The sequence below is a fragment of the Lachnospira intestinalis genome, from assembly GCF_040095895.1.
GTDB classification, from domain to species: Bacteria; Bacillota; Clostridia; order Lachnospirales; family Lachnospiraceae; genus Lachnospira; species Lachnospira intestinalis.
The window spans coordinates 61,231-85,610 of record NZ_JBBMFS010000002.1 but is presented as its reverse complement, the minus strand read 5'-3'; the positions used below and the strand labels follow the sequence as shown (position 1 = coordinate 85,610).

The window sequence follows — 24,380 nt, the reverse complement described above, 5'->3', positions numbered from 1 at the left end:
CAGGATTCCCCACTACGGCGGCAAAGCAAATTTTATAAATCCGTTTTTACAAATTAATTTTACAGATTGGAGTTTTTCACATGCACACCGGATACACACTCATTCAGCCTTACGTATTTTTAACCTTAAACAGCCTGCTTACCAACGAGCATCTGCTTTCTTCTCCGGCGGATTTATTCTGCTATGAATTCAGCGGCGATGTTTCTTTAAAATTTGTTGCATCACCATATACAGAATTGATTATCGGACAGCGCCCTGACGGCAGCTGCCGCATTTTTTGTATCCGCACCGCTGATGAACCGTTGATACTAAAACTCTCCGGATTTTCATACTGCTTTGGTGTGCGGTTTGATGAAAGTCTGTATTACCGGCTTCCGGGACATCCGTTTCCTTTTCCGGCTGACCTGCTCCAGACCATTTCCATGTCTGATTCTGATATCTTTTCAGGTACGGTTTCTTTTTCCGAGCGGATACAGCGTTTTCTTTCCGCATTAAACAAAACCGGAAAAACACCAGCCTGCCCGCCCGCCGCCACACTCATCCATCAGAGCATCAAAAAAGCTGACGGCGATATCACCGTCAGCGAACTGGCTGCGCGTACCGGCTATTCCTGTCGCCATATCAGCCGCATTTTTACGGAATATTTCGGATACAGCCCGAAAACCTTTTGCCGGCTGTTACGCTTTCACCATACTCTTTATGAAATTTTTCAGGACCCGCATCGCAATAACTCCGAATTTATCACGCAAATCGGCTATTCCGACCAGGCACATTTTCAGCGGGAATTCAAAACATTTATGGGCGAAACACCGCGCCGGTTCGGCCGCCGGTTAATCCAGCAGAAATTCTGACATTACAACGTTGCTGACTTCCCTGCCCCGCTTTGTAAGAAAAATTCTGCCGTTTTCACGCACCAGCAGACCGAATTTCTGATTTTTTTCAAGCACCTGTGCATAAATATCATCTACTGTTTTTCCGAATTTTCCCAAAAAATCCGCCTCGGAAATGCCGCTGTTTTTGCGCAGTCCCAAAAAGAACATTTCTTCCATCTGCTCCGGTACGGAAAGTGTATGCTGTTCGGCGCGTACCGCCGCCAGTGCCTTACTTATGACTTCTTTCTTTTCTTCCAGCTCCGCCATAGTGTCTATATAAAGTGCAAGGCTGTCCGTATTGGTGTAGCGCTGTTCGCAAAGCAGTGATGCCGCGCCTGTCCCGAAGCCGAGATAATTTTTGCGTTCCCAGTAGGAAAGATTATGGCGGCATGCCTTTCCTTCTTTTGCAAAATTAGAGATTTCATACTGATGGTAACCGTTATCCGCAAGCCGCAGACACGCCGTATCGTACATCTGACGTTCTGTATCTTCATCGGGCAGTGCCGGATACCGGTCTAAATGTTCGTAAAGTGCCGTGCCTTCTTCCAGTATCAGACTGTACATGCTGATATGCTCCGGCTTTAATGCAAGAACCGTATCCAGCGTGTGCAGAAAACTTTCAAATGTCTGACCAGGCAGTGCCGACATTAAATCAATATTGATATTGTCAAAGCCCGCCGCCCTTGCCGTTTCATAGCTTTTCACAAATTCTTCCATGGTATGAATCCGTCCCAGCATTTTTAATTCACGGTTATTGGCGGACTGTAACCCGAAACTGATCCGGTTTATGCCTGCCTGTCTGTACACTGCCGCTTTTTCTTCATCGAGCGTGCCAGGATTACATTCTATCGTAATTTCCGCATTTTCCGCAAACGGAAAGCTTTCCCGCAGGGTATCTGCCAGTGCTTTGACATGTCCCGGTGCGAGGATACTCGGCGTTCCACCGCCAAAAAACACGGTATCCACCGTATACGGATTTTCCGAAAGCAGCTTCGCCGTCTGATAAATCTCCGTCTGCAAAGCCTTTACATATTCCGCCTGTGTTTTTTCATCTGCCGGTGCAGACAAAAAATCGCAGTACGCACACTTGCGCACACAGAACGGAATATGGATATAAATGCCGCCCCTTTTTTCGTTACTGTCTGTCTTTTTCATGCAGTTATCTTCTATTCCTCGTCTAATTTCAAAACGCTCATAAATGCCTTCTGCGGAATCTCTACGTTTCCGACCTGACGCATACGTTTCTTTCCTTCCTTCTGCTTTTCAAGCAGCTTCTTCTTACGTGAAATATCACCGCCATAACATTTTGCAAGGACATCTTTTCTCATTGCCTTTACGGTTTCTCTTGCGATAACACGGCTTCCGATAGCCGCCTGAATCGGAATTTCAAAGAGCTGTCTCGGAATTTCCTGCTTTAACTTTTCGCACATCTTTCTACCACGTTCTTCGGCATTGCCGGAAAAGACGATAAATGAAAGCGCATCGACTTCTTCTTTGTTAATCAGGATATCCAGCTTCACAAGAGAAGAACGCTCATAGCCTTTCATCTCGTAATCAAAGGAAGCATATCCTCTGGAACGGGACTTTAAGGCATCAAAGAAATCATAAATAATTTCATTTAACGGCAGATCATACTTTAACAAGGCTCTGGTCTGCTCAATGTATTCCATGCCGTTGTAAATGCCGCGGCGCTCCTGACACAGTTTCATAATCGGTCCGACAAATTCTGTCGTTACCATGATTTCCGCAGAAACCATCGGTTCTTCCATATATTCAATTTCAGACGGATCCGGCATATTGGACGGATTCGTCAAATCAATAACCTCTCCGTTTGTCTTATGCACCTTATAGATAACACCCGGCGCCGTTGTTACTAAATCCAGATTGTATTCACGCTCCAGACGTTCCTGAATAATCTCTAAATGCAGTAATCCTAAAAATCCACAGCGGAACCCGAATCCCAGTGCAATCGAGGTTTCCGGCTCAAACTGTAAGGACGCATCATTTAACTGCAATTTTTCAAGTGCCTCTCTTAAATCCTGATACTTGGCGCCATCTGCCGGATACAGTCCGCAGTACACCATTGGATTGACCTTTTTATACCCAGGAAGCGGCTCAGCACACGGATTGTCATTGTCCGTTACCGTATCACCGACACGGGTATCCTTAACATTTTTAATGCTTGCCGTAATATAGCCTACCATACCGGCGGAGAGTTCTTCACATGGAATAAACTGACCCGCACCGAAATAACCGACCTCTACGACTTCTTCCACAGCGCCTGTCGCCATCATGCGGATTTTTGTTCCACGCTTTACCTTTCCTTCTTTAATCCGGCAGAAAATAATAACACCCTTATAAGAATCATACAAAGAGTCAAAAATCAATGCCTGTAACGGCGCATTTTCATCGCCTGTCGGCGCCGGAATCTTTGTAACAATCTGCTCTAACACTTCTTCAATATTAATACCGTTTTTCGCTGAAATCAGCGGTGCATCCTGTGCTTCAATACCGATAACGTCTTCAATTTCATCAATAACACGCTGCGGCTCTGCACTCGGCAGGTCAATTTTATTAATAACCGGAAAAACGTCCAAATCGTGATCTAATGCCAGATAGACATTTGCAAGGGTCTGCGCCTCAATCCCCTGTGCCGCATCTACGACAAGAATCGCTCCGTCACAGGCAGCAAGCGCTCTGGACACCTCGTAGTTAAAATCCACATGTCCCGGTGTGTCAATAAGGTTGAAAATGTATTCTTCCCCATCATTTGCCTTGTATACAATACGCACGGTCTGCGCTTTAATCGTAATACCGCGTTCTCTTTCCAAATCCATGTTATCGAGTACCTGCTCCTGCATTTCCCTGCTGGTGAGCAGTCCCGTCTTTTCGATAATACGGTCTGCCAGTGTTGACTTACCATGGTCAATATGTGCTATAATACAAAAATTTCTAATATTTTTCTGATTGATTTTCGCCATTTTTACTCTCACTTATCATTTTATTTCCGGCTGTTTAAATACTCCATAATCCCGTCTGAAATCGCAGACGCCGTTTCTTCCGACTTCTCGGTAATCAGCCGGTTGTCATTTGCATTGGACATAAAGCCCAGTTCCACAAGGCAGCTTACACAGCGGGTGTTGCGGTTGAGCCTGTAATCTTCCTCTGAATCCGTCATCGAACCGCCCTTGACACCGCGGCTTTTAATACCTGCTATGGCATCTAAACGCGTTGTAATCGTCTCTGCCAGAAATACATCATCTTCCGGCATATCATGATGAATCCACGTTTCAACTCCGTTTATGGATGGATCATCCTCATAAAGATTTCTATGGATAGATACTAAAACATCACACGAAGCATTATTACATATTTCGACCCTTTCATCAAGTCCCAGATAGGTATCAGCATCTCTTGTCATCAAAACTTTCACACCCACACTCTCTAAATGTCTTTTTACCAGTCTGGCAATAAGCAGTGTTTCATCTTTTTCATAAGCGCCTGCATAATCTGCTCCACAGTCACTGCCGCCGTGGCCGGCATCAATACACACTAGCGGACGGTCATCGGCTTCTTCCTCGTAATACGCTTCATAATATGCCGCCTGTGCCTGCTTTTTTTGTTCAGCCACACCGCTGACCGCTTTTCCGGCAAAAGCCACTGCACAGACTGCACAAATCACACCGGACACCACTACAGCCGGTCTTTTCAGCCTGTACCTTTTTCTTTTTTTTATTTTTTTCATCCCAATACCCCTTTTTCCTCTGTTTTTATTTTCCATGGATTTACGGCAAAAGTCAATCACTTTCTGATAGTTTCATTATCTTCAGAATGCACATGGATAAAAAGCCTGCCATAACCTTCTGATTTTAAAAAATCATTCTGCATGACAGGCTCTCTATATTTATTTACGAATTTTTTACCAGTTCTTTCTTCAGTCTTTTCATTATTTTTTTCTCAAGCCGGGAAATGTAAGACTGCGAAATTCCCAAAAGGTCAGCGACCTCTTTCTGTGTCTTTTCCTCCCCGTCCATGGAACTGAGTCCATACCGCAAATCGACAATAATCCGCTCCCTCTCGGATAATTTACCGATTGCTTTATTTAACATGCTTTTTTCCACTTCTTCTTCTAAATCACGGTAAATAATGTCTTCTTCCGTACCTAAAATATCCGATAACAGCAGTTCATTGCCGTCCCAGTCTACGTTGAGCGGTTCGTCAATGGATACTTCCGCCTTGGTCTTGCTGTTTCTGCGCAGATACATCAGAATTTCATTTTCAATGCACCGTGAAGCATATGTTGCCAGTTTGATATTTTTTTCAGGATTGTAAGAGTTGATTGCCTTAATCAATCCGATTGTTCCAATCGAAATTAAATCCTCCACGCCTACACCCGTATTATCAAATTTTTTCGCAATGTATACCACCAGTCTTAAATTGTGTTCAATCAGCTGTGACTTTGCAAACTGGTCATTCCCCGTTCCCAGTCCCGCAATTGCCCTTGCTTCTTCTTCTGCTCCCAGCGGCGCAGGCAGCACATCACTTCCCCCGATATAATGTACGTCTCCCTGCTTTAACATCATCATGTTTTTAAATGTCGGAACCATTTTAAACTGAAAACGATCCGGAACAGATACTTTGATTACCATAAAAACCTCCTCATTTACTTTCCTGTTTTACCCCTTTAAAAGCTGTGCATTCACAAGAAATTCATATTCTCCGTCTGATGAAAGTGTCTGCGCCGTCAATCCAATCAGCGCATCTTCCACCTGTATTTCTTTTTTGCCGTAGCATATGTACATGGTATCTGCCGTAATTACCTCAAGCATTCCGCTGTCACACCCCAGTGACCGGAACGGAATTACATGATACTTTACTTTCGTGCAATCATTTATTTCATGAAGAACTTCCAAAAAGCTGTCTTTCTGCGCGATACACACCGGTCTGTGAAACAGCGGATCCTGTAAAACATTTCCCGTATCCACAAACCCTTTTATATAAATCTTTCTCCCCCTTAAAACACAACATACACGACACAGTTTGTCGGAATACACTTTAATTCTTACCAGCTGCCTGTATAAAAGCAGCAAAAAGCCAAAGGATACTCCGAGAAATACCATCAGTTCCCTGTCACGCACAATTACCTGTCTGATAATATATCCTGCATATGTATAATAGTACAAAACGTGCATTACACCCCCCAGCATAAATGCAGCAGCATACAGCGCAAAAAATCCTTTTATCAGTTCCGCGAATGCAACATTCCCTGCACAGATTCTTACCATACCCATGCCAATACAAATATAGGTCACTATATTTGCGGCGAATTTGTATTCCTGCGGTACCAGACATACAATAACGGCTCCCATTGCTCCAAAAGTGGCGGAAAGTATCATCCGCAGATATGTGGCAGCATATCTGCACAGGCTGTTTACTACAGCAATCACAATGAAATCCATTATAAAGTTGATACAGAAGAATACATCCAGATAAATAACGATTGAATTATCACCTCCCAAAACGTATTATAGATTGTTCGCCCTGCGAATTTTGTCGTTTTTGCGTTAAAAGGAAAATATTTCAAAAAAATAAGAGATACCTTCAATTTTCATGAAAGTATCTCTCTGATTCACCAAATTTTATTATCGGTCTTTTTTCTGTAAAAATGTCGGGATATTAATACCCTTTTCCTTTACACTGCTTGTTACCGGTGCCGCAGGCTTTAAGCCCGGAAGCGGAGCAACCGGTGCTGCCGGTTTAACCGCAGATGCAGGCTTGTCCACTGACGCAGCCGGTGCACCTGAATATGTATAAGCCGGTTTTACTGCCGGTCTTGGAGCCTGTGCTGCCTTTGCGCCGAAGCCTGCCAGCGCATTGTTTACATTCGTATCTTCCAGACCTGTTGCAATAACGGTGATTGTTGCCGTATCCGTACAGCTTTCATCATACATTGCACCAAAAATAATATTGGCATTCTCACCTGCGAGTTCCTGAACATAGCTTGCAGCTTCATTGGCTTCAATCAAGCTGATATCGCCTGAAATATTGATAATAACGTGTGAAGCACCTTCGATGGTTGTTTCAAGAAGCGGACTTGTAACTGCCTGCTTTACAGCTTCCACTGCCTTGTCATCACCTGTTGCCGTACCAATACCGATATGGGCAACACCCTTGTTAATCATAACGGTCTTGACATCGGCAAAATCCAGATTGATAAGACCCGGTACATTAATCAGATCCGTAATACCCTGCACTGCCTGCTGTAATACTTCATCTGCTTTCTTTAAAGCATCCGGCATCGTTGTTCTTCTGTCTACGATTTCAAGAAGCTTGTCATTCGGAATGACAATCAGTGTATCTACATTATCTTTTAATTTTTCAATTCCTGACAGCGCATTGGTCATACGCGTTCTGGCTTCAAACTTAAACGGCTTTGTAACAACACCGACCGTAAGGATTCCCAGTTCCTTGGAAATCTTTGCAACAACCGGAGCTGCACCGGTTCCTGTTCCGCCGCCCATACCACAGGTAACAAATACCATATCGGCACCTTTAATGGCCTGTGTCAGTTCTTCTACATTTTCCTCTGCTGCCTTTTCACCAATCTCAGGCTGGGCACCTGCACCCAGTCCCTTTGTCAGCTTTTCACCGATCTGAATGGCTGTCGGCGCTTTGCATAACTGCAATGCCTGACTATCTGTATTAATTCCAATAAATTCTACACCACTGATATTTTCATCTATCATTCTGTTGACCGCATTATTACCGGCGCCGCCAACACCGACAACGATAATCTTCGCTGCCGAATCTGCTTCGTTTGTCATAATCTCTAACAAGGGTACCTGCCTCCTAACATACTTTCGCATTTCTGCACTATGACTTATTCTATAATTTTTGTTGCAAAATAGCAATAGCTTTTTCTAATTTTCTTTCTTAAAAATAATAGAAGCAGTTGTTCCGTCATAATTTTCAAGATGAAGCGTTCCTTTCATTCCGGTAAGCTTTTCTGACACCTGTTTTAATGCATACAGCTTATCATTGCAGTCTGCGGCACTGCCAAGCATAACCTTTACATTCCCCATATAAAGACTGACATTATACGAAGAATCAAAATACACCTTTTTTACGCCCAGCTGGTATTTATCAAATGCCTGTGTCAGTTCCAGAATCTGTGAAAAGACCGCATCGTTACCGACCTCGAGTTTGGCATCCAGTACAATCGACTTAAAATCCAGTCCCGTAATCTGCGGTACATCTTCATAATTTTCCGAAGAACTCTCCACCACAATCCCGTCTTTATCAAAATACATATTACAGCCCATGTAGCTGATATAACCGACAATCGCTTTTTCATAAACTGCAACGTTCATTTTATTGGGCCATGTCACTTCCACATCATATTTCTGTATAAACGGAATATTTTTATTCTTTTTGCCAAACAGCGTATAAATCAGCGCATTGGGATGTTCTGTTCCAAAAATGCACTCAGTCATCTGCTGCTGCGTATAATGCTTATTGCCGGTATAAGTAATATCCGTTACCATAAAACCCGCATAAATGCCGCCTCCTGCCAGCAGCAGCGCAATGACAATCCCCGCCAGTATCCATTTTAATTTTCCTTTATTGTTTTTTCTGCCTAACTGTTTTCCCATTCAATCTCTGCTCCAAGTCCTTTTAAATTTTCACATAAATCCATATACCCGCGCAAAATATAGTCTGCATCATGAATAACCGTTGTTTCCTGTGCTGCCAGTCCAGCTGTGATAAGTGCCGCCGTTCCTCTTAAATCTTCTCCGTATACTTCGCTTCCCTTCAGCGTTTCTACGCCTTTTACAAGCACGCTGTCCCCGGACAGTGTAATATCCGCACCCATTTTTTTGAGCCATGGCACAGTCTTAAAACGGTTTTCAAAAATCTGTTCTTTTAAAATCAAAGTGCCCTCGCCCACACTTGCCACAGAAAGTACCATGGACTGCATATCCGTCGGAAAATCCGGGTAAGCACCGGTACATATCTTATGAAGATTCACCGGACGGTGATACATCTGCACCAGCATGGCTTCTCCCTCCATACGGATATCCATGCCCATTCCGGTAAATACATCTAAAAATCCGCGGCACAGTGACGGTGTCACACCCTGTAAGTAAACACTGCCACCACAGGCAGCTACCGCCGCCATATAGGTTCCGGCGACAATACGATCCGGCTTTGCAAAAAATTCTGCGGACTGTAAAACGCCTTTTCCACGTACCCGGATGCACTCTGTCCCTGCACCGGTAATCACTGCACCACACTTTTCAAGATAGGCGCACAGGCTTTCAATTTCCGGTTCCTTTGCCGCATTGTAAAGCACAGTCGTTCCACACTGTGCCGCTGCTGCCATCAGGGCATTCTCTGTTGCACCCACACTTGGAAAGCGCAGGGTGATTTCTGACGGGTGAAGTCCCGTTGTTTCCATTTCAATAAAATCTTCTGACACGCTCCATGATGCCCCAAGGCATTTGAGGGCATGCAGATGAATGTCTAACGGACGGCTTCCGATGCTGCACCCGCCCGGATAAGCAAGCCTTACTTTCCCGAAACGCGCCAGCACCGGTCCCATTAACACGGAAGATGCCCTGAGCTGCTTTGTATCCTCTGCTTTAATTTCCTCGTACTCTGCCATGCTTGTATCAATGACAAGGCACCCTTTTTTGAAATCCGTCTTACAGTGCAGATGGTTTAAAATCCCACACATTGCACGTACATCGGCAATATCGGGACAGCCCCGTATTACCGTAACGCCCTCATTCATCAGGGATGCTGCCATCACCGGAAGCACTGCATTTTTCGCACCGTGGATACATACACTGCCAAACAGCCGTTTTCCGCCATTTATTACGATTTTTCCCAAAATAAAAACCCCCGGAGAAGCTATATTTTATTATATTCGCCAGACTCCGGGAGGTTGCTATCTTTCTAACCGTATTTTACTTGAAATATTTAAGACAATCCCCATTTCCAGCAGCAAGAAGAAACTTGCCGTACCGCCGTAGCTGATAAACGGCAGTGAAACACCGGTATTCGGGATAAAGTTGGTTACAACGGCAATATTTAATACCACCTGTACCGCTACATGGGCAAATACCCCTGCTGCCAGCATTGTACCGAATAAGTCTGGTGCATTCTGCGCAATGTGGATAATCCGCCACAGCATCAGTGCAAATACTAAAATAATGCACATTGCCCCGAACAGTCCGAGTTCTTCACAGATAATGGAAAATATCATATCGTTTTGTGATTCCGGGATAAAACCCAGCTTTTGCAGACTCTTTCCGAGTCCCTTTCCAAACAGTCCGCCCGAACCGATTGCATAAAGTCCCTGCACGGTCTGGTAGCCGATTCCACTGGAGTAATTTTCCGGCTGAATCCACATAAGCAGACGATTCATACGGAAGTTTTCTGTCATGCCCTGATGCGCAATGCCGAGCAGCCAGTTATATAACGCTGCCACACCGCCCGCGCCAAGTCCTGCGAGTACCACGAAAAATTTGTATTTCGGATACGCCACAAAAATCATGACGAAAGCGATTGCCAGAATAATCAACGCACTACTCATATTGCTGGAAATCACCATAATCAGGATTGCTTCAAGTCCTGCAATCAGTACAAATAAAAAGAAATTATACAACAGGCTTTTAATCTTTGACCCTGCCGCACATACTGCCGCAGACAGCATAATAATCACGGCCGTCTTTGACACATCCGCAGGCTGCACGCCAATCGGACCGAAACGGATCCAGCGCGTTGCACCGTTGGCAGTTTTACCAAACGGAATCAGCGCCAGAATCAATAACAGCGACAGTGCAAAAAACGCCGGTGCGATTTTCCTTAAAACATGGTAGTCTAACCGGTACATAATATACATCATAATAAAGCCCAGCACATCAAAAATCAGCTGTTTTTTAAAATAGTACTCCGAACTGCCGTATTCCATCTGTGCCGTGTAAGAACTGGTACTGTAAATCATCACCAGTCCGAATCCAACAATAAATATAATGACAAATAAAAGGCTATAATCAAAATACCTTTTATTGGACATCTTTTTTACCTTTCTTGCCATATCACTCCCCCTTTCCGGGCTGTTTTTTGAACCTTTAAAGGGCATTTACATATTCTTTAAACAGTCTGCCGCGCTGTTCATAGTTATCAAACATTCCCCAGCTTGCACATGCCGGTGAAAGCAGTACGGCATCGCCGTCTTTGGCATTTTCCGCACAGATATCCACAACTTCTTTTAAGGACTCTGCCTTAATGATATTGGTAAAGCCGTACTTTTTAGCCGTTGCTTCAATTTTGTCACTGGTCTGTCCGATTAATACCAGAAGCTTGACACGGTCTTTAAATGCTTTGACATATAAATCAAATTCTGAGCCTTTATCATATCCGCCGCCGATTAAAACCGTCGGTCTTGTCATCGCTTCAATCGCCTTGACTGCCGCCTCCGGGTTGGTTCCCTTGGAATCATTGTAATAGCGCACGCCGTTTTTTTCTGTTACAAATTCAATCCGGTGTTCCACTGCCTTAAACTGCTTAATCTGTTCTACAATAATTTCATCCGGGATACCGGCTGCCTTTGTAATGCAGACTGCCGCCATGACATTTTCATAATTGTGTGCGCCAATCAGATTCATGTCGTGGACGTTCAGCAGTTCCTGCGACCGGATGCCGTCTGTATAGCAGATCATATCGCCTTCCATATAAGCGCCTCTGTCCGGCTTTGTAAATCTTGAAAACCACACAACCTTTGCTGTTGTATGCTCCCCGAACTCCCGCAGGTAATCATCGTCAAAATTCAGTACACACACCTCTGACCCCTTCTGGTTCATCGCAATCTTTTCCTTTGTCTGCACATAGCAGTCCATCGTATAATGGCGGTTTAAATGATCCGGCGTAATATTTAAAATGGCACTCACAAGCGGGTGGAATTCATGCACGGTTTCCAGCTGGAAGCTGCTGATTTCCGCCACGGTATAAGAATCTTTGTTACTTTTTAAAACCTCTGTTGTATAGGGATTGCCGATATTACCGACTACGAAAGTATCCTTATGATATGCTCCTACAATCTGTCCTACAAGGGCTGTTGTCGTTGTCTTCCCATTTGTTCCGGTGATTGCAAGGACTTTTCCTTTATCGAATGCATAAGCCAGCTCTACTTCGCCCCATACCGGCACGCCTGCCGCTTCAAATGCTTTTACAACCGGGCTGTCAATCGGCACACCCGGACTGATAACCAGTAAATCCGAACTGTCCGTTAATTCTTTTGTCAGCTCTCCCAGAACAATCTCTGCTTTGTATGTACCTAATTTTTTTTCAATATCCTCTATCTTTAACTTTTCGTTTCCGTCATACAGCACAACTTCTGCACCGACTGCATTCAGCAGTCCCACTGCGCCGATTCCACTGATTCCGGTTCCTACTACTGTCACTTTTTTACCCGAAAATTCCATCTTTTTCTCCTTTTTCCCTGCATTTTGCAATTAAATTTTATTTTACTATCAATTCGGGTATATTTCAAGGTATGGAAGGATATTTTCAAAAAGTTCCCGAATCACGGGTGCTGCGATTGTACCACCGTAATATACGCCCTGCGGTTCATCAATCAGGCACATGGCAATCACCCGCGGATTGTCAACACTTGAAAAACCGACAAAGGAAGCGATGTATTTTCCCGAACCACGCGGCAGTTTTTGGGAGGTTGCCGTTTTCCCGCCAATGGAAAAGCCTTCAATGTACGCATTTTTTCCGCCGCCGTCCTCAACAACCTGACGTAAAATGTCTTTCATGGTATTGCTCGTTTCCTCTGTAATGGCATCGGTTACGGTTTCATAACAGAATTCCTGTACGGTTTCTCCGTCTGCGCCCGCCGCCTTTACCGCAAAATGTGGTGTCACCAGTTTGCCGCCGTTGACAATTGCCGCCGCCGCACGCAGCATGATAACAGGTGTAATCTGAAACGACTGCCCGAAAGACATTGTTGCCAGCTCTACTTCTCCCACATTTTCAATTTTATGGATAATTGTCGAAGCTTCGCCCGGCAGATCAATTCCAGTCTTTCCCAGAATACCCAGCTTGCTTAAATACTCATAAAACCGTTCATTACCAACCCGCCGTCCCCACTCAATAAATGCAGGATTACAGCTGTTTATGTATGATTCCTTCCGTCTGTTATATACTTGTCTTTATACGTTTCTCTATATCTGCCCGTCTGTTTTCTTTGTCTGTTTATCCTGATGTATTCCTGTACTTACATCCTCCCAACAGCCTCCATTTTTGCCCATGCTGACATACCGGATTCTGCCCTGCTGTTTTAATTCTTTTAACTTTTGCAGGATATTTCCCCGGGAATACCCTGTATATTCTGCAATTTCCGCTGTGGTCAGCCGATTTTGGCTTAAAAAAAGCTGTTCTATCTTTTGAATACTCTCCTGCCTTTTTTTCATTTTGGCATGGATATGACGGTAAGGCATCATCCGGCACGCTCCTGTCCGGTAGCAGACACACAGGCGGTTATCGGGATAAACGGTTATTTCAGACAGCGTGTTTTGTACCACCGCCTGACGGACGGCTTCCTGACCTTCTTCTGAATACAGATACTGACGGATAGCAAAAAGCCGCTGCCCGGGCTTTGCCGTATCGTTTCGTTTTTCCTGCTCTGTCATCTGATTTATCTGCTGTGCCAGCATTTCCGATGCCAGTTTATAATCACTGTCACTCACAATCCCGTCCATATACTTTTGAAGCAGGTTCTTTTTCTTTTCCCGTAACCGCCCATATTCCATGCAAAAGTCTTTACTGCACGGGTTCTTTTTTAAAACTTTTTCCAGCAATAAAAGGCCGTTTTCCGTCTGCGTTTTTATGCTTTCCATATCTTCTTTTTGAAACTGCTCCCACAAAAGCGGTTCCAGTTCTTTCTCATAAACTGTGATATTTTTACAGACTGTGCCATCCGGATTTTTCTCAAGCTGTCTGCCGCACATCCAATACACATTTCCTGCACTTCCTGTTCTTTTGCAGTACGCACATCCGCATTTTCCGCAGACGATTTTAAGGCAGTGCTGCGGCAGCGGGCTTCTTTCTTTCTGTTCTTTTGCCTGACTTTTGCTTTTCCGGGCATTTAACGCATCATTTGCCGCCTGCCACAGCTTTTCGCTCACGATTGCAGGGATTCTGTTTTCATGATAAATCCACTGCTCCTTTGGCAGGCAGCACTGTTTTTTTAATTCAAAATCATAATGCGTTTTATGCATTACAGCTGTTCCCTTATACAGTGGATTCTGAATCAGACGTCTTACGGTCACATCACTGACCGCACCGTTTTTGCGGTTTCTCATGCCCATCGCATACAATTCCTTTGCAATTTTCCTGCCGCCTGCACCGCCTGCGGACATCGCATAGATTCTGCGGATATAGACGGCTTCCGTTTCTTCTATTCTATAACCATCTTTTTCTTTTCTGTAGCCGTAAACATTATTGTTGACGGTTAGTTTCCCATCTATTTTCTTTTGCCGCCTTTTATGGGCATTATTAACCTTTTGGCTTAATTCTCTGGAATACTGCTCTGCAATGAGCGCTTTGATACCGGAAAGAAACGCATCCTGCGGCTCATAAAACTTTCTTTCCAGATACAGATACAGTCTGACACGATGTGCTGTAATGTGCTGAATAAATTCATGCCAGTCCCCGGCGTTGCGCATCAGACGGTCAATTGACTTAATTACAATGCAGTCAATCCGCTCCTGCTGCACATCCGCCATAAGACTGGCATATTGCGTTCTTTTTTTCGTTGTTGTTCCGCTTTCCTGTTCAATGTACTGACAGCAGATTACTCCGCCTAATGCCTGTACGATTTCCACAGACTCTGCCGCCTGTGTTTCAATGGCACGGTTTTGTGCCTCCTCTGTTGTAGAACACCGGTTGTAAATGGCACAACGCATTCCAGACAATACTTTTTCCTCACTCATTGTCTGCACCGCTTTCGATGTACTGCACTGCCATAAACCACTCCTCATACGTAATATACTGCTTTTCTAAGAGCAGCTGCATAATGGCTTTTTCATTTTCCTGATTCATCCGGATTTCCATGCCTGTATAGACTTACTATATTCTACGCAGGCAGAATCCCGATTATGAATGACGGTGCTGAACCGGCTTTGTATTTGCCGTTATCGGAAGAATCATATAGTCATTTGCCTGTAAATACTCGATAATTTCCGGCAATGCTTCCACCGTTGTTGTCTTTGCACCGGCATCGTGCATCAGTACCACATATTCTTCACGGCTTCCGATTTCAGACAGGACATTCTGTACAATGGTATCCTTATCCACACATTTTGCACTGGCATCCCCTGAACTGACATTCCAGTCAAAGTATACAAATCCCTGTTCATTCAAAAAATTGATACAGTCTGAAATATCGCAGTTGGCTACTTTATTGCTTGAACCGCCCGGAAATCTGTAAAACCACGTTGTCACACCGGTCTGCTCATATAACCACTGCTGCATGTCTAAAACATCTTCTTTAAAGCTGTCAATAGATGCATACACCTGTGAATACTCATGAGAAACAGAGTGAATTGCCAGCGTATTGCCGCTTGAAACAATCCGTTTTAAGCTTTCTTCATTTTCTTCTCCCGGACTGCAGATTGTAAAAAATGTTGCTTTGACACCATACTGGTCCAGAATATCTAAAATTCTGGTTGTATTCGGACTTGGACCGTCATCAAATGTCAGATACACTTTTTTGCATCCCGGATATTCTCCTTCACCGTCTGTCTGCGGTGCTGCCGCCGTTGTCGTCTGCACTTCGGGCAGTGTTGTTTCTTCCTCAGCAGTCGTTGTTTCTTCTTCGCTTAACTTCTCTTCGGCAACCGTTGTTTCTTCCACGGCTGCAGCCGTTTCCTCTGCCACTCCCGCAGATACTTTCTGGGTATGTTTTTTAGAAGCTGCATGAACGGATACGGACACCAGCAATACAATCAGTACTAATACGGATACTGCAAGAATTACTGGTTTCTTTTTTAATCTCACTTTTTGTCCATGCAGACGAAGTTCTGGTCTTTTCACTCTTTTCATTTTTAAGTTCCCTCTTTCATTTTCTGGCTATAGACAGTATAATACGAAAATTTAAAAATACAAGACACAATTTCACTTTTTTCGACAAATTTCTTCCCCCGGACTTTATTTTATTTTTCCGGACAGAAACGCTCCTGTTCATGACAGTTTCCGTAAAGGTCTGTGTACCATGACCCGTTGTTTTATGACAACGGATTGTTCTATCCCCGACCTTTGTATTGCCGCCGCACGTATAGGAATCACTTAAATGTGCCACACCGGTTTCAAGTGCCGCCGTTGCCGTTACCATTTTAAAGACCGAGCCGGGTTCGTAGGTATCATTAATGCAGAAATTCCGCCACATCATATTGAGTAAATCCATTTTGGATTTGCTGCTGTCTTCTTCCGTTATCTCTATATTTAATTCATACGGTGTATTTAAATTATATTCCGGTGCATTAACCATCGCCAGCAGTTCACCATTCTGCGGATTCATCACGATAATTGATACACGCTTTGCCCCTTTTGCTTCTAATGTGCGGTCTGCAAGCTGCTCCGCATAAGCCTGGATATTGTAATCCAGACTGGTGTATAAATCACTGCCCGCAACCGGTTCTTTTCTGCTTTCTTCCGCCCCTTCCAGTTCAATGCCCCACGCATCCGTCAGTGTCAGAATCTGACCGCTGTTACCGGAAAGCAGGGCATCATATTTTGCTTCCAGTCCTAAAATGCCCTGATTGTCACTGCCTGTAAAGCCAAGTACTCTTGATGCCAGCGTTTCATACGGATAGTAGCGCTTATAATCTTCATCGACCTTGACACCCGCCATATTGTATTCCCGGATTTTATCCCCGGTTTCTTTGGAAACATTGGTCTGAATCCGCTCAATAGACGATACTTTTTCCACGCGCTTACGTACCTGTGCTTCATCCAGTCCCAATTCAGATGTCAGCATATGAATTACCGCTTCGGCATCCTGTATCTGGCTGTGAATAACGGAAATCGTACAGACTGTTTTATTATCGGCCAGCACAATGCCATTGGTATCTAATATTCTTCCGCGGGATGCCTTAATCACACGTTCCCGCTCATGCAGTTCTTCAGCTCTTGAAAGATAATACTGTGCCTGAAAAATCATGACATAGCCCAGTCTGCCAATCAGCAGCAGCATTGCCAGAAACACACAGGCTCCACAAATCATCAGTTTTTTCCGGTGTCTTGTATGCAGCCTGCCCATTGGGTCGTTTTTGCGCTCATCAATAATCTGCCAGCGCTTATCGTCCCTGTAACGTTCCTTCTGTCTGCGTATTCTTTGGGTTTCGCTTTCATTTTCCCACGGTTTCCACATAAAAATAACTCCGGATAAACGTTATTACATCTTATTAACGTCTGCCCGGAGTTATACTTTTTTATGGTGTTGCTGATGTACTATCCTGCACATTGGTATTCGGAACGGTAATGCTGACTGTATTTTCGTCTTCACTGTCTGCTGCATCCACCGGCTCTGCCTCTGCATCTTTGAAAATATTCATGTACGGAAGCAGTTCCTCTAAAATATCATGGCTTAAAATCAGCGTATCTGAAGTAGTTCCACTCGTTCCCGTTGTTCCGTCCGGTTCATCAATCAATACATAAACCATCACCTGCGGATTATCCACCGGTGCGAAGCCGATGAAAGATACAATCCATTTTAAATCCTCTCGTTTGCCCTTCTGCGCCGTACCGGTCTTACCGCCTATTGAATAACCGGTAACACCTGCTTTTTTTGCAAGTCCGTCATCAACCGTGGATTTTAAATACTTACGCAGCAGCTGCGATGTTGAAGCCGTTACTGTCTGACGCACCAGTGTTGGTTCAAAGGTCTTTACAACTTCACCCGTATCTTTTTCAATACGCTTTACAATATGCGGCTGGTAGTAATTTCCACCATTAATTAAAGAAGAAAAGGCTGCCCCCATCTGAATCATGGTTACATTGATATTCTGTCCGAATGCATTGGTTGCAACGTCTGTTTCTGACATATCGCTCTTTTTTATAATACCGTTTTCCTCTGACGGAAGATCGATTCCTGTCTTACTGCCAAAACCAAACAGTCTCTGGTACTGGGCGAATTTCACACCGCCAAGGCGTGCGGCAATATCCATCATTGCAGGGTTACAGGACTGCATCAGCGCCTGCTCCAGTGTAATATCCCCATGCTTGCCGGTTTTATTATATACATGACAGCGGATGGTATAACCTCCGATTTCTTCATAACCGTTACAGTAAAAGACATCCCCGTCATATGTTACGCCCTCTTCCAGTCCCGAAGCGACGGTGAACGGCTTAAAGGTCGAACCCGGTTCAAAGGTTTCTGAAATACAGTAATTTCTCCAGATTTTATACAGCGAATTTGTCATGTCTTCATCGGACATCGTTGCCAGCTGTTCCTGGGAATACGAACTTTCAAGACTTCTTGGATTGTTCAGGTCAAAATACGGATAACTCGCCATGCCCAGCACTTCTCCGTTGTTCGGATTCATTACCAGTACCGCTGTTGCACTGGACGGCTTTTCTTCATTATATGCCGCAATGTGTTTTTCAATAATCCGCTGTACATTATAGTCAATGGTTGTCACAATATTGTTGCCGTCTACGGCATCTTTGGTTGTTTCCTGCACATCAAGATTATCATTGACATAACTGTAGGATACGCCGTCTGTTCCTGAAAGTTCATCATCATAATAGCTTTCCAGTCCCAGTTCACCGCCGTTTGCCGCACTTGCAAAACCAACAACATCACATGCCATAGTTGAAAATGGATATTTTCTGACATAGGAATTTTCAAACCACACACCCTTGATATTCGGATTATTTTTTGTATCTGCAACAAGTGCCTTAAAATCAGCAATCTCATCCGAAGTCAGTCCCATCGCCAGACGCTCGTACTGGGAATCTTTCTTCACTGCCAATGTCTGTTCCAATTCCTGACGGTTTAACCCAAAACACTGTACCAGCGCATTTAAGGTCGGTTCTTTATACTTCTCATCGGAAAGCACCAGCTTCGGATCTAATATAAGGTTGTACACTCTTTCGCTGTACGCAAGAATATTTCCATTCGAGGTCAGAATCTGTCCCCGCTTATACGGAATTGTTGTTGACGTATACGTCTGATGGTCTAACACAGCTTTGGAATATGCATCACCGTGATTATAATTAATCCATGCGATTCTTCCTGCTAAAACTGCCAGTGCTGCCATAACACACAAAAAAGCAATGCCGGCTTTTTTGTGTACTTTTTTGAGCATTGCTTTTTTTCTTCTGTATTTATTTCGTTTTGCACGTTCCTGACTACTTTCTACCATTTATGTATCTCCAATGTATCTTTTTAGTCTGCATTCGGAATATTCTGATACTGCTTTACATATTCACTCTCGCCTGCTGCGTAACGGATAACCTGTCCTTTTGCCGGATAAACCATTCCCAGTTCATTGACCGCTGTATCATAAATTGCATCATAGTCGATATCGGCTTCTGCCTGTGCTTCACGTTCATCATTCTGTGAGGTCAGGGTATTTAACTGCATTTCCAGATCAGATACTGCGGCTGCATTAGTCTTTACCTCAGACTGTAAATTCAGATACTGGTAGCACAGTCCGAACATCACAGCTACCACTGCCGTTACTGCCACTGTATAAAGAAAGTTCATCTTATTGGCACGTCGTATCTTTCTTTGCTGTTCCCGTTTTCTTTTTCGTTCTTCCTCAAGCTGTTCAATACTTGTCGGATCATTGGAATAAGGTTCTGCTACCTGCAGTTTTCTTACCGTATTTCCCTGAACATAACCGGTTCTTTTTTCATACTTTATGGTGTTTCCATAACTTTTGCGCGCCATTTACTTTCCTCCCTGCTGACTTTTTTTACGTTTGTAAAACGTTACACACTTTTAAGCTTATCTCCTGCGTTCAAACACACGCAGCTTTGCGCTTTTTGCTCTTTTATTTTCTTCAAGCTCTTCTTCTGACGGAAGAATTGGCTTTCTTGTAATTACTTTTCCCTTAGATTTTTTCCCACATACGCACACCGGGAAATCCGGTGGGCAGGTACATGGATTTTCATTATTTTTAAACTGCACCTTTACAATCCGGTCTTCTAACGAATGGAATGTAATAATGCAGAAACGTCCTTTGTCATTTAAATGTTCAATCATGCTGTCAATTGAATTATTCAATACGTCCAGTTCATGATTCAGTTCAATCCGTATCGCCTGAAATGTCTTCTTAGACGGATGTCCTCCAACAGCCCTGCATTTCATTGGAATCGCCGCCTTGATAATTTCATTTAACTCAAATGTAGTTTCTATCGGCTTTTCGCTTCTTGCTGCCACAATATGCTTTGCGATATTCTTTGCAAATTTATCTTCACCATAATCCCGGATAATGCGGTAAAGTTCCATTTCGTTGTATTCATTCAAAATATCTTTTGCCGTCATCTGCTGCCGTCTGTCCATACGCATGTCAAGCGGTGCATCCGTCTTATAGGTAAATCCTCTTTCTGCGGTATCTAACTGGTAAGAAGACACGCCCAGATCCAAAAGAATCCCATCGACTCTTTCAATTCCTAAGTCCTTCAATACCATATCCATATTACAATAATTATTCCGTACAATGGTGACTCTGTCTGCAAACGGCTTTAACCGTTCACCGGCTGCTGCAATTGCCGCCTCATCCTGATCAATGCCGATGAGTCTTCCTTTGGATGAAAGCCTGCTGGCAATTTCATAAGAATGTCCGCCACCGCCCAGCGTTCCGTCCACGTAGATTCCATCCGGTCTGATATTTAAATTGTCAATCGTTTCCTGCAATAATACAGACTTGTGTTTAAATTCCATGTTTTTCTCCATTTTCAAAACGCATCTTTTTACGGGCAGTCTAAATAGAAAATCCTAAACTCTCCATATTCTCCGCCACTTCATCCATATCGTCATCATAGCTTTCAATACATTCCTGCCAGCGTTCTTTACTCCAGATTTCCACGCGGTTGGCAACCCCGACCATCACAACTTCTTTTTCAAGTCCCGCAAATTCACGAAGAACCTGCGGCAGAAGAATTCTTCCCTGTTTATCAACTTCACAGGATGCCGCTCCTGCAAGGAAAAAACGTGCAAACTGTCTGGAGTTTTTATTGGTCAGCGGCAGCGACTGAAGCTTTTCTTCAAATGCCTGCCATGCATCCGGCGGATAAACAAAAAGGCAGCCGTCTAATCCCTTGGTTACGACAAAACCGTCCCCTAAGGCATCGCGGAACTTTGCAGGAACAATAACTCGTCCCTTACCATCAATTGTATGGTTGTATTCACCCATAAACATGATTGTTGTTCCTCCGTCTACCACTTTTTACCATTTGCCACCACTTTCCACCACTTTAGAGTCAATTCTATACTTATTTGTGGAAAAATACAAGTGTTTTTTTAGAATTTAACGCACTAAATTCACAGTTTTTCCGCCTGTCTGAAAGTTATCCACCAGATTTGACATTTTCCGCGTATTCTGCACCCTGATGACTGCTTTTTTGCTGTACCTGCCTATCGGAAAGATTTCATTTTTTTCTAAAGTTGGCACTACCATGTTGAATTCAATGCTTTTTTATAGTAAAATATACGGTTGTATCTGACATTTTTAAAAATCAGGGGAAATCCCCATAAAAACAAAGGAGATAGAGATTTTATGAAACTCGGTATTGTAGGTTTGCCAAATGTCGGCAAAAGTACGCTTTTTAACTCATTAACAAAAGCTGGCGCTGAATCTGCCAACTACCCGTTCTGCACCATTGACCCGAATGTAGGTGTCGTTGCCGTTCCGGATGAACGTTTAAACAAGCTTGCAGCATTATACAATTCTGCAAAGATTACCCCTGCCGTCATCGAATTCGTTGATATCGCAGGGCTTGTAAAGGGGGCTTCTAAGGGTGAAGGTCTTGGAAACCAGTTCCTTGCCAATATCCGTGAAGTTGATGCCATTGTTCATGTTGTCAGATGTTTTGAAGATTCCAATATTGTCCATGTAGACGGTTCTATCGACCCGCTCCGTGATATTGAAACGATTAATCTGGAGTTAATCTTTTCGGATATTGAAATTCTGGAAAGACGTCTTGCAAAACAGAAAAAAGCAGCTTACAACAATAAGGAAATTTTAAAAGAATGTGATTTAATTGAGCGTCTGATTGCTTTCCTTGAAGCCGGAAATCTGGCTAAGAATTTTGAACTGGAAGACGATGATGAAGCAGCACTCATGAAAGAATATAACTTATTAACAGCAAAACCGGTCATCTTTGCTGCCAATGTTACAGAAGATGATTTACCGGATGACGGTGCTTCCAACAAATATGTAGCTTCTGTACGTGAATTTGCAGCAAAGGAAAACTGCGAAGTTTTCGTTATCTGCGCGCAAATCGAACAGGAAATCTCCGAACTGGATGATGACGAAAAGAAAATGTTCTTAGAAGACTTAGGCATCAGTTCTTCCGGTCTTGATAAGCTGATTGCCGCAAGTTACCGTATCCTCGGTCTGATCAGTTACTTAACTGCCGGTGAAACCGAAACCCGTGCATGGACAATCGTTAAAGGTACGAAAGCGCCTCAGGCTGCCGGAAAAATCCATAGCGATTTTGAACGCGGCTTCATCCGTGCCGAAGTTGTCAACTATCAGGATTTATTGGACTGTGGTTCTTATACAGCCGCCAAGGAAAAAGGACTTGTCGGTCTGGAAGGAAAAGAATATGTTGTAAAAGACGGCGATGTCATTTTGTTCCGCTTCAACGTATAAGCAAAAAAATATGCCTGTCAGATACCCGTGTTACTTGACGCATCTGACAGGCATATTTTTTGCTTTTACATCAATTCCTTGAATTTTTTTACGTTTTCGGCAGCATCGCCTTTAAAGACGGCTGAACCGGCTACGATGATGTTGGCACCGGCATCAAGGGCGGCTCTGACGTTGTCAGTGTTGATTCCACCGTCTACTTCGATGTCTGCATGAAGCCGGTTTTCATCAAGCAGTTTTTTGATGCGGCGTATTTTATCGAGGGATTCCGGGATGAATTTCTGTCCGCCCGCGCCCGGTACGACACTCATCACCAGTACCATATCGACCTGATTCAGATACGGTTCTATGGCTGATACCGGAGTATCTGGATTTAAGGTGATTGCAGGCTTTACGCCGAGCTGGCGAATTGCCTCTAAGGTTGCTGCAACGTCTTTGCAGGCTTCGACATGTACAGTGATGATATCTGCTCCGCAGTCTGCAAAGTCTTTGACATAACGGATGGGTTCATCTATCATTAAATGCACATCAAACACCCTTTTGGTGCAGGAACGGATGGATTTGATGACCGGCATGCCGTATGAGATGTTTGGTACGAACTGTCCGTCCATGACATCTATATGCACGTACTCCGCGCCTGCTTTGTCGATAGCTGCAATTTCCTCTCCCAGTTTTTTAAAGTCCGCCGATAAGAGCGATGGTGATAAAATATTCATGTTTCTTTTGATTCCTTCTTTAATACTTTTTTTGTTCTTTTAATTCCTGATACATTGTAGTATAACTCTCATAGCGCATTTTATGAATCTTTCCATCAGAAACTGCCGCTTTTACGGCGCAGTCCGGCTCATTCATATGCACACAACCGTTAAACCGGCAGCTGCCCTCAAGTGGTTCAAATTCTGGAAAATAAAAACGCAGGTCTTCTTTTTCCAACTCCGGCAGATTCATTGAAGTAAATCCCGGTGTGTCCATCAGATACGACCGTCCGCTGATATGAAATATCTCGGAATGTCTTGTCGTATGGCGTCCTCTGCCGATTTTGCTGATGTCGCCTGTTTCCATCCTTGCATCAGGAAGTAAAAGATTGGTCATAGAGGACTTTCCCACACCGGAAGGCCCTGCAAGTACCGTTGTTTTACCTTCAAGAATCTCACATACTTTATCAATTCCTGTTTTTTCATAGGTACTGGTAAAAACAATCTGGCAGTCCGCGCCTGCGTAAATCTCCCGCAGACGCTCTTTTTCATCTGCTCCGATTAAATCTTCCTTATTAAAACAGATCACGGTCGGTACGTTCTGATAATCCATCATCACCAAAAAGCGGTCCAATAAATGAAAATTCGGCTCAGGATTTGCTGCCGCAAAAATAACCATTGCCTGGTCTACGTTTGCTGATGCCGGACGGATTAATTCATTTTTTCTTGGCAGAATCTCCGTAATATTACCTTTTGCCTGTTCTTCATCGAGTACTTCAATTGCAACCAAATCGCCGACCAGCGGCTTTACTTTGCGGTTTCTGAAAATGCCCTTTGCCTTACATTCATAAATGGTATCCGTTTCTTCCGCATAAACATAATAAAATCCTGCAATGCCTTTAATAATCTTTCCCTGCATA

General features: G+C 43.8%; 21 protein-coding genes and 1 pseudogene. 2 read left to right on the top strand and 20 right to left on the bottom strand.

The window, feature by feature from the left end; genetic code table 11:
• The first annotated feature begins 80 nt into the window (after positions 1-80).
• Positions 81-851, top strand: a complete 771-nt coding sequence (locus WMO37_RS02680; protein WP_349154260.1) for an AraC family transcriptional regulator — start codon at positions 81-83, stop codon at positions 849-851.
• Here the strand turns inward: WMO37_RS02680 and hemW are convergent.
• From hemW to mraZ, 18 genes and pseudogenes are all read right to left on the bottom strand, one after another.
• Positions 831-2,027, bottom strand: coding sequence for a radical SAM family heme chaperone HemW (gene hemW, locus WMO37_RS02675; RefSeq protein ID WP_022433435.1), 1,197 nt, complete (start codon positions 2,025-2,027; stop codon positions 831-833). The genes WMO37_RS02680 and hemW overlap by 21 nt on opposite strands.
• Positions 2,028-2,038: 11 nt before the next feature.
• Positions 2,039-3,853, bottom strand: a complete 1,815-nt coding sequence (gene lepA, locus WMO37_RS02670; RefSeq protein WP_022433436.1) for a translation elongation factor 4 — start codon at positions 3,851-3,853, stop codon at positions 2,039-2,041.
• Between the two features lie 20 nt (positions 3,854-3,873).
• Entirely contained in the window at positions 3,874-4,617 is a 744-nt protein-coding gene (locus tag WMO37_RS02665) for an N-acetylmuramoyl-L-alanine amidase family protein (RefSeq protein ID WP_349154259.1), read from the bottom strand.
• A 163-nt stretch (positions 4,618-4,780) separates the two neighbouring features.
• Complete coding sequence (gene sigE / locus WMO37_RS02660) at positions 4,781-5,521, bottom strand: RNA polymerase sporulation sigma factor SigE (protein WP_022433438.1); 741 nt, start codon at positions 5,519-5,521, stop codon at positions 4,781-4,783.
• A 27-nt stretch (positions 5,522-5,548) separates the two neighbouring features.
• A complete protein-coding gene (locus WMO37_RS02655; RefSeq protein WP_227089218.1) occupies positions 5,549-6,391 on the bottom strand; it encodes a sigma-E processing peptidase SpoIIGA in 843 nt (280 codons plus the stop codon).
• 123 nt (positions 6,392-6,514) lie between these two features.
• Positions 6,515-7,708, bottom strand: coding sequence for a cell division protein FtsZ (gene ftsZ / locus WMO37_RS02650; protein WP_022433440.1), 1,194 nt, complete (start codon positions 7,706-7,708; stop codon positions 6,515-6,517).
• 84 nt (positions 7,709-7,792) lie between these two features.
• Positions 7,793-8,524, bottom strand: coding sequence for a cell division protein FtsQ/DivIB (locus tag WMO37_RS02645; RefSeq protein ID WP_349154258.1), 732 nt, complete (start codon positions 8,522-8,524; stop codon positions 7,793-7,795).
• Positions 8,509-9,765 carry a UDP-N-acetylglucosamine 1-carboxyvinyltransferase gene (murA, locus tag WMO37_RS02640; RefSeq protein ID WP_349154257.1) on the bottom strand — a complete coding sequence of 419 codons (1,257 nt, stop codon included), beginning with the start codon at positions 9,763-9,765 and terminating at the stop codon, positions 8,509-8,511. Before murA ends, WMO37_RS02645 begins: the two co-directional genes overlap by 16 nt.
• 57 nt (positions 9,766-9,822) lie before the next feature.
• Positions 9,823-10,974 carry an FtsW/RodA/SpoVE family cell cycle protein gene (locus WMO37_RS02635; RefSeq protein WP_349154256.1) on the bottom strand — a complete coding sequence of 384 codons (1,152 nt, stop codon included), beginning with the start codon at positions 10,972-10,974 and terminating at the stop codon, positions 9,823-9,825.
• A 34-nt stretch (positions 10,975-11,008) separates the two neighbouring features.
• The gene (murD, locus tag WMO37_RS02630) at positions 11,009-12,361 is read right to left on the bottom strand and encodes a UDP-N-acetylmuramoyl-L-alanine--D-glutamate ligase (protein WP_022433444.1); all 1,353 of its coding nucleotides are present in this window, start codon (positions 12,359-12,361) and stop codon (positions 11,009-11,011) included.
• Positions 12,362-12,409: 48 nt separating this feature from the next.
• Positions 12,410-13,036, bottom strand: coding sequence for a penicillin-binding transpeptidase domain-containing protein (locus tag WMO37_RS02625; RefSeq protein WP_496111643.1), 627 nt, complete (start codon positions 13,034-13,036; stop codon positions 12,410-12,412).
• Positions 13,037-13,105: 69 nt separating this feature from the next.
• The gene (locus tag WMO37_RS02620) at positions 13,106-14,875 is read right to left on the bottom strand and encodes a recombinase family protein (RefSeq protein ID WP_349154255.1); all 1,770 of its coding nucleotides are present in this window, start codon (positions 14,873-14,875) and stop codon (positions 13,106-13,108) included.
• 163 nt (positions 14,876-15,038) lie between these two features.
• Positions 15,039-15,986 (bottom strand): polysaccharide deacetylase family protein, encoded by a 948-nt coding sequence (locus tag WMO37_RS02615; protein WP_349154254.1) that lies wholly within the window; start codon positions 15,984-15,986, stop codon positions 15,039-15,041.
• A 136-nt stretch (positions 15,987-16,122) separates the two neighbouring features.
• A pseudogene (locus WMO37_RS02610) lies at positions 16,123-17,202 on the bottom strand (peptidoglycan D,D-transpeptidase FtsI family protein); the annotation flags it as partial.
• A 172-nt stretch (positions 17,203-17,374) separates the two neighbouring features.
• Entirely contained in the window at positions 17,375-19,309 is a 1,935-nt protein-coding gene (locus WMO37_RS02605; RefSeq protein ID WP_349154253.1) for a peptidoglycan D,D-transpeptidase FtsI family protein, read from the bottom strand.
• A gap of 23 nt (positions 19,310-19,332) precedes the next feature.
• Entirely contained in the window at positions 19,333-19,839 is a 507-nt protein-coding gene (locus tag WMO37_RS02600; RefSeq protein ID WP_022433451.1) for a hypothetical protein, read from the bottom strand.
• Positions 19,840-19,896: 57 nt separating this feature from the next.
• On the bottom strand, positions 19,897-20,835 hold the full coding sequence (gene rsmH, locus WMO37_RS02595) for a 16S rRNA (cytosine(1402)-N(4))-methyltransferase RsmH (RefSeq protein WP_349154252.1): 939 nt from the start codon (positions 20,833-20,835) through the stop codon (positions 19,897-19,899).
• A 40-nt stretch (positions 20,836-20,875) separates the two neighbouring features.
• Complete coding sequence (mraZ, locus tag WMO37_RS02590) at positions 20,876-21,313, bottom strand: division/cell wall cluster transcriptional repressor MraZ (RefSeq protein WP_349154251.1); 438 nt, start codon at positions 21,311-21,313, stop codon at positions 20,876-20,878.
• A 357-nt stretch (positions 21,314-21,670) separates the two neighbouring features.
• Here mraZ and ychF point away from each other — a divergent pair, with 357 nt between their 5' ends.
• Positions 21,671-22,768, top strand: a complete 1,098-nt coding sequence (ychF, locus tag WMO37_RS02585; protein ID WP_022433454.1) for a redox-regulated ATPase YchF — start codon at positions 21,671-21,673, stop codon at positions 22,766-22,768.
• 65 nt (positions 22,769-22,833) lie between these two features.
• On the opposite strand, the gene rpe is transcribed toward ychF, so the two are convergent.
• Together rpe and rsgA are read right to left on the bottom strand one after the other, a co-directional pair.
• Complete coding sequence (rpe, locus tag WMO37_RS02580) at positions 22,834-23,481, bottom strand: ribulose-phosphate 3-epimerase (RefSeq protein WP_349154250.1); 648 nt, start codon at positions 23,479-23,481, stop codon at positions 22,834-22,836.
• 19 nt (positions 23,482-23,500) lie between these two features.
• Positions 23,501-24,379 (bottom strand): ribosome small subunit-dependent GTPase A, encoded by an 879-nt coding sequence (gene rsgA / locus WMO37_RS02575; protein ID WP_349154249.1) that lies wholly within the window; start codon positions 24,377-24,379, stop codon positions 23,501-23,503.
• Position 24,380 lies beyond the last annotated feature (1 nt).